This window comes from Acinetobacter sp. YZS-X1-1, from assembly GCF_000804305.1.
GTDB classification, from domain to species: Bacteria; Pseudomonadota; Gammaproteobacteria; order Pseudomonadales; family Moraxellaceae; genus Acinetobacter; species Acinetobacter variabilis.
Map to the genome: position 1 here is coordinate 1 of NZ_JWHB01000052.1, position 7652 is coordinate 7652.

The following is a 7652-nucleotide window of genomic DNA, read 5'->3' on the forward strand; positions in this document are numbered from 1 at the left end:
GAATACACTTAAATATTGAGGTTGCGCCGCTATAAATTGAATCTGATAGCCATATTTGTTTAACACCTTTTTTACCAGAGAAAAGTCTAGTCCGTGCCCATTTTCCTGGACAGATTTACACCTGAAACACTGTCCCAGGTACTGACTTTATTACATAAGAGCTTCAAAGGTTTATCTATTCTAAGTCACTGAAATTAAATTTAAAATATGCATATCGGCCGACTTAATTTCGTGAGTTTATTTAACACGGCTACACGTGCATGAATTTCATTCACCTGGCTATCAAAGCACTTTGCCGTTAATTTATCGCCTAATAGCTTGATACAGGCTATCTTGGTTTCTATCAAGCTTCGTCAATGTTAACCTGACCACTTTTTCCAAATAGCTCTAGCTAGATGTTTGACTGTTTTTTATAATTTGTTTCTCTCTAAATATCCTGTTTTTTGATGTTTCCAAAATTTTGTATTTTTTAGAGGAATAACTGCATGTGTATATTGATCTAAAATGACTTGTCGGCAGTGCTTGGTGTCATAAGCTTCATCTGTACAGACAGGATCAATTTGCTCATCCAATGAGATTTAATCAAGTAAATCTTCGAGTGCTTATTAATCACTTACATCATTTGTTATAAGCTGAACTGCACGTATTTGCAGCGCTTCAGCATCTATTATACCTATATGGAGTTCACGCTATTTCTGTCGATATTCAAGCTGATGCTTCTTACGCTCCCATTCCTTTCGCCTAGAAACTTCAAACCCGTAGATGGAGACCATCAAGATTTTTTTGATAAATAAAAAGCCCCCCAGTGGTAAGTTTTTGTAACAGGATCTTATTTAACTAAAAATCAGATGAATGTAAGACATATATGAAGTTATTGTTTAGTATACTTTGTTTAACTTATGTTCACCTGAAGTCTACTTCATTAATTAACGATTAGATAATCATCATTTATTACATTAACTTATTGCTTTTTTTATAAATTAGAATTTATAGGTTCATTAACCTCTCTATAAAAAATTAATAACTTTTAGGATACTGCTTAAGATGCTTATTATTGACTAGTTCATTCTTAAATCTAAAAAAATTTAAAATTTAAAAGATTGAAAAAAACAAAAATGCCAGCATCAAGCCAGCATTTTGAGATAAGTCAGTTATTTATCCAGCTATAGTTCCACCATCTTTACGAGTGATCACTACAGTTGCAGAGCGTGGCCGGGAAGTGGCAGACGAGTTAGTCTGTGATGCAGGCCAATGACTAGTGGGCTTATCATAACTTCGAGAATCTTCTCCAGGATGCTGTACATTAATGAAAATCGCTTTATAGTCTGGTGTCATGGTTACCCCCGTAATCTCGCAGCCTTTCGGACCTGTCAGGAAACGACGTAAAGTTTGATCTGAGACTTGAGCACCGACAATAGTTTCCTGACCAGAAGATGTGATTGTTCGAGTACCATCTCCAACCTTACCAGGTAAAGCAGCCAACATCATACAGTTGGTCGTATCTGTATAAGCACCATCATCAGTCTGAATCCAGAGTACACCACGAGGGTCAAACCACATCCCATCTGGTGAAGACAGATCATTATTATCATTCAAACCTGATAGATTAATATTTTGTGCCATTTTAGCTTCAGCACCAAATAGGTAAATATCCCATTTGAATGTGATGGCTGTGGTCGTATCCTTATCTTCATGTAAGCGGATAATATGACCATTTACATTACCTTTGCCACCCTCAGGATCGCTATAGTTACGTGGATTGGCTGCATCTAAGGCATGTGTAGTGCCGCGGTTAGAGTTATTAGTGAGCGTAACATAGACTTCTCCATTCTCAGGATTAACTGCAACCCATTCTGGACGATCCATTTTAGTAGCACCTACGCTATCTGCTGCTAGACGAGCAAAGGTCACGACATCTGCTTGGGAATTAAAAGGATAGATATTGTTCAGCTCATTCAAACCATTAATACCATAACTCAGCTCAATCCATTGACCACTCCCGTCTGCATTGAATTTAGCAACATAAAGCTTGCCATGATCCATATATTTATCTCCGACTGCATAACCACCATTACGGTCGTTTTCACTCCATTTATAGTCAGAAACAAACTTATATATATATTCTCCACGTGAGTCATCGCCCATATAGAAAGCCAGGTTATCATCTTCACGAGCACGACTGGCACGACAGTCTTCATGGGCAAAACGTCCTAAGGCTGTACGCTTAACTGGATTTTGTCGGCTATCAAATGGATCAATTTCTACAATCCAGCCAAAAGTATTGGGGCCATTACGATAATCTTTGCTAGCATCACCGGCAGTAATATCTGCACTCCATCGATCATAAAGATCCTGAGGTTCAATTGTACCTATTGCAGATTCCCAGCCATAACGTGAGCTTGAACCTGCTTTTAAACCATAACGCTCCAAAGCGACCGTTTCTTGCGGTAAGCGATGAGCATCATCAGTTTTGCTACGGACAAAGTAACCAATAAAGTTTTCTTCAGTGGTGAGATAAGTACCCCATGGGGTATAGCCGTTGCCGCAGTTGTTATGCGTACCGCGTGTTAGTTTTCCACCTGGTGAAAAGCGTGTAGATAGAAGAGTAGATCCACTCGCAGGGCCCGAAAAGCTCATGACAGTTGAGGCAGTAATTCGACGGTTATAAATCGAATTTTTGACAATTTCTATTTTTTGATTGGAATTGTCTTTTTTGATATGAATGATTGAAACACCATGTGCATTTGTCTCACGAATGACTTCATCTTCAGGGCGGCGACTATCAACTTTGGTTGGACCTTGAGGATGTAAAAAAGTCGGATTGATATATTCATGGTTCATAACGAGTAGACCGTGCTCAGACACAGTCGGGTCATACCGGCCAGAAGTGATATTTAAGCCAAAAAAACTCATTCCATCATGGCAGTCGCCAGAGCGAAACTGAAAGCTTGGCCCATTCGGGATATTGTTGTCATCCCAGTCTGAATATGCAGGATTAATAGAATCTCCAAGTGCATACAGGACATTGGCTTCATAACCGTCTGGTACAGTGACGATATCATTCAAGTTTTTAGCAACTGGTGTAAAGTTCAGTTGCTCTGGTTTTGCATTTGGGTCAATAGCAGGCGGGTTTGGTACAGTCTCGGTTGGCGGCAGAGAAGAGCTATTATCGCTGTCCCCACATCCGGCCAGAGAGGATGCAAGGGCCAATGCTGCAGCCCCACTTGCAGTTTTGGCAATTAAAGCACGACGAGAAATGGATTGTTCTAAAATATCCCGAAAATGATGATTATCTGATGTATTATTATCCAATTCCTGATTTTCATCATAAGGTAAGTAATCTGTCATTATTTTATTCCCATAACTAAGGTCTGGTTGTTTTAAAGTCAGGAATAAATTAGCGGTTGAATATGACAGTCAGGTGAAGCTAATATTGCGGATTTATTAAATATAATATTGATTTATATATTAAAAATAAAAGCAGCTTAAGCTGCTCATAGAGTATTTTCTTCTTTTATGTTCTTTTTTATTATTATTCAGTTAAGTCCGGTCATCATTTTTCTATCCATTTTCCTGCCGCTAAGCCTAATTCAAATAACAGCCACATTGGAACAGCTAACATAATCATTGATAGGGCATCGGGTGGTGTCACAAACATGGCAATAAAAAAACATCCCACCACAATAAATCGTCTTTTTTCCACCAAGGTCTGTGTGCTGACAACACCAATTATAATAAGCAGGAGCGTGATAATAGGGATTTCAAAAGTAAATCCGAAAACTAAAAATAGTTTTAAACAAAAAGCCAGATAACTATTGATATCGGTCATCGGTGCAACAGTGTCAGGTGATACGCTGATAAAAAAATGAAGGATAGAAGGTAAAGCGATTAAATAGGCAAAAGCAATACCTGCATAAAACAGTACAATACTGCTGATTAATAGTGGTAAAGCTAACTTTTTTTCTTTTAGGTACAATGCTGGTCTAATGAAGGCCCAAAGTTGATACAAAATAAAAGGCATGGCGATAAGTAAAGCAATAAAGAAGTTCAACTTAAATGGAGCCATGAAAGTCGCAGTCACATCTGTTGCAATCATGGTAGAGCTTTCAGGTAACTGAGCGCGTAAAGGCTTTGATAAAAGCTGATAAGTTTGGCTTGCAAAAGGCAGTAAACATAAGAATAGTCCTAATAATACGCCCACAATTTTGAAAAGGTGCTTTCGCAGAATCACTAGATGCCTGGTAATTGGCATTTCTTCTAACGGGATTTGCCGGGTATCGTTGTTGGTTTGAGTCGAAGGCAAAATACTCATACGGCCACCTTTATATCAGCATAAATTTTTTCTTGTTTTGTCACTTTATTCAGCTGGATTGGCGGTAAATGAACAGGTGAAACTGATTCATTAATTAATTGGTAAGTCAGCTCATAGTTCAAAAGATGTTGTTCCGGATTTCTAATGATGGGCTGATGGATTACATTTATATTATCCATTTGTGCCTGCATTTTAATTTCTAATTCCTGAATACGTTTCAGCTCGCTTTGCATTTGTTCCCGTAGTTCCGATAGTCGCAATTCACGGTCAAGATCATTTTGTATATTGCCGGCGATCCTTTTGATTTTGGCTGACCATTTACCTATAAAACGTATCGCTTCAGGGAGTTTATCTGGTCCAAGAATGAGCAAGGCAATTGCCCCAAAGACCAACAGCTCAGTCATTCCAATATTGAGCATAGCAATACCTCAATTCTTGATTGAACTCTCACTGGCTTTAACTTTCGCATCAATCGTTCGAGGGTACTGAAGTTGAGCTGCCTCAGCTTCTTCTTCTTCACGGACAGATTTCTTAAAGTCCTTGATTGCACCCCCTACATCTTTTCCTAGATTTTTTAGTTTAGAAGTACCAAACAGTAAGATCACTACAATTGCAAAAATCAGTACATGCCAGATGGATAACCCTGCCATATTTTATCCTCATTTAATCTTTTTAAATTTATTGGCTTATATCAACACTAACAAATGACAGAGCTATGAAGATTTGATGTCAATATAATGACAAGGGTAATCCACCCATAAATAACCGAAGTTAAAAATAGAGGTCAAGCAGCCATTAATTAGAGGTAGCCTTCGTCTGTTTGCTTGGTGTGGTCTTTCATGGTTGTAATGCCACAGCCAACTCGTTGCATAATCTTGCACTTCTTCCAGTGTTTCAAATAAATGCGTACTTAGACAGCTATAGCGTATAGTTGGATTATAATGTTCAATATACGCATTCTGCTGTAGCTTACCTGGTTGAATATATTCAATACGAATACCTTATTCAGTTCCCCAGCGCCCACATTCATGATTGATAAACTCCGGACTATTCTCAAACCGAATAACTAACGGATTTTCTCGCCACTCTAGCAACTGATTCAACGTACGAATAACCCGAATTGTTGGTAATGAGAATTCTGCTTCAATCGCTAAACCTTCTCGACGAGAATCATCAATTATATTCAATAGCCGACACAAAAAGTGCCCCAAATAGAAGAATTACTGCCACACCGCTGGAAACTTGAACGGAATTAAAAAAATAGGTATGGGGTTCAGCGGATACTTACAAAAAAGATGTCTACACAGACCTCTTTTTTATTTGGGCTTAATACGTGAAATTATTGCTGAGTGTCATCTTCATTCAGAATTTGCCCTGTGTGCTTTGGTGTGATTAAAGGTGCAGTCGGACGCGGTCCTGTGTATTGCAAACCGATACCCGCATAGACATCATCTGCTGCAACTTCGGTTTCAAAACGTTCCTTATCTCGTTCTCGGATTTCTTGGCTAATTTCTTCAACATTACTCTGGTCAACACCCAATTCTTCTAAAATGGCACCGCCAAATAGCATTGCCGACTCGAAGGTTTCTCGAATCATGTAATCCACATTTTGTTTTGCTAAATGCAGCGCATGCTCACGGTCATAAGAGCGAACCAGTAACTTGGTTAAAGGAAATTCATGTTGCACCAACTCTACAATCTCATTCGTCGTTTCTTTGTGGTCTACGCAAACAACAATTGCCTCAGCCGTATCTGCTCCCGAGGCATGTAAAATATCTAAACGAGAACCATCGCCATAGTAAATTTTAAATCCAAATCTTTCAGCGTTTTGAATCATGTCGATATCATTATCAATGATGGTCACATCAATCCCTCGAGCAAGCAGTAATTGACTGGAAACTTGTCCAAAACGACCGAAACCAATCATCAATACTTTTCCAGAAAGTCCTTCGGCAATACGGATATTTTCTAAAGAAGTTTGTTCTGTAGTTTGGGTAAAACGTTTAAATAAAAAGCCAATAATCGGGGTCAAAATCATCGATAAGACTACAATCGCAGTCAGGTTTGAGCGTTCAACAGCACTAATGACTTGAGCACTCATGGCGGCAGTAAAGAGTACAAAAGCAAACTCACCCCCTTGAGCCATCAGTAATGCGCGATCGAGTGCTTCGGAGTGTGAACTTTTGGTCATGCGTGCAATCAGGTAAATCATGGATGCTTTGACAAACATCAGCAGAAGTACAGCACTTAAGATTAACACCCAGTTATTTTTTACGACGTTAAGGTCTAGTGACATGCCTACACCTAGAAAAAATAATCCGAGCAATATGCCACGAAACGGTTCAATATCTGCTTCAATCTGATGGCGAAAAGTGGATTCGGAGAGTAATACCCCTGCAAGGAATGCCCCCATTGCCATCGATAAGCCAGTGACTTGCATCAGTAATGCTGCGCCGAGCACCACCAAGAGTGCTGCTGCAGTCATGACTTCACGGGCTTTGGCTGCAGCTAATAAGCGAAATAAAGGATTAAGCAACCAATAGCCTGCAGCGATTAAACCTGCAATTGAAATTAAACCAATTCCGATGCTCTGCAAACGCGTAGAAGTACTTTCAACAACATGATTCGGTGCGATAAAAGCGACAATTGCCAATAAAGGTACAATCAACAAGTCTTCAAACAGCAGAATCGAGACAATTTTTTGTCCTCGTGGTTGAGCAATGTCTCCACGATCTCCCAAAAGTTGCATTACAATTGCAGTTGAGGTGAGTACAAAGCCTGCAGCACACACAAAACTCACTTGCCAAGAATAGCCATAGACCAAGCCTACAGCCGTTAGCCCCAATGAACAGGCACTAATTTGTAATGTACCTAATCCAAAAATTTCTTTTCTTAAACTCCATAAATACAATGGACGCATTTCTAGTCCAATCACAAACAGATACATCACAATACCAAGCTCAGCGATATGCAAAATAGACGCAGAATCGTAGAAAAATGCCAGTCCAAATGGACCAATAATTAATCCTGCAATTAAATATCCCAATACCGAGCTTAATCCTAGGCGCTTGATTAAGGGGACTGCGATCACTGCAGCCGTGAGCAATATGACAGGGGATAAAAGGCTGATAGATGTGGCTTCTGCACTCATATATTTCTCAGATTTTGTATTGGGGCTGTTGACATTTCAAGTATAGAATTTACCCGATAAAGGTAGCCAAATATATATATACAGGCTTCAAGCTAATGCAACTGCAGAGCCTGTAAATAATTTTGTGTAATTGCTTTTCATAAATTTAAAGGTGATCACTTAGAACCTATCCAGAATATTTTCTATGCA

Annotated in this window: 5 protein-coding genes and 2 pseudogenes; all 7 read right to left on the minus strand. The window is 39.2% G+C overall.

Features of this window, described 5'->3' with window-relative positions; genetic code table 11:
- Positions 1-200 precede the first annotated feature (200 nt).
- A pseudogene (locus RJ01_RS16045) lies at positions 201-763 on the minus strand (IS5 family transposase); the annotation flags it as partial.
- A 392-nt stretch (positions 764-1155) separates the two neighbouring features.
- A complete protein-coding gene (locus tag RJ01_RS15280; RefSeq protein WP_034171711.1) occupies positions 1156-3348 on the minus strand; it encodes a PhoX family phosphatase in 2193 nt (730 codons plus the stop codon).
- A gap of 205 nt (positions 3349-3553) precedes the next feature.
- Complete coding sequence (gene tatC / locus RJ01_RS15285; RefSeq protein WP_034171712.1) at positions 3554-4312, minus strand: twin-arginine translocase subunit TatC; 759 nt, start codon at positions 4310-4312, stop codon at positions 3554-3556.
- Positions 4309-4731 carry a Sec-independent protein translocase protein TatB gene (gene tatB, locus RJ01_RS15290; RefSeq protein WP_004812198.1) on the minus strand — a complete coding sequence of 141 codons (423 nt, stop codon included), beginning with the start codon at positions 4729-4731 and terminating at the stop codon, positions 4309-4311. The genes tatC and tatB overlap by 4 nt, the downstream gene beginning before the upstream one ends.
- A 9-nt stretch (positions 4732-4740) precedes the next feature.
- Positions 4741-4962: a Sec-independent protein translocase subunit TatA gene (locus RJ01_RS15295; RefSeq protein ID WP_034171713.1), complete on the minus strand. Its 222-nt coding sequence runs from the start codon at positions 4960-4962 to the stop codon at positions 4741-4743.
- A 147-nt stretch (positions 4963-5109) separates the two neighbouring features.
- Positions 5110-5505 (minus strand): annotated as a pseudogene (locus tag RJ01_RS16050) (integrase core domain-containing protein); the annotation flags it as partial.
- Positions 5506-5651: 146 nt separating this feature from the next.
- The gene (locus RJ01_RS15300) at positions 5652-7463 is read right to left on the minus strand and encodes a monovalent cation:proton antiporter-2 (CPA2) family protein (RefSeq protein WP_034171714.1); all 1812 of its coding nucleotides are present in this window, start codon (positions 7461-7463) and stop codon (positions 5652-5654) included.
- Positions 7464-7652: the final 189 nt, after the last annotated feature.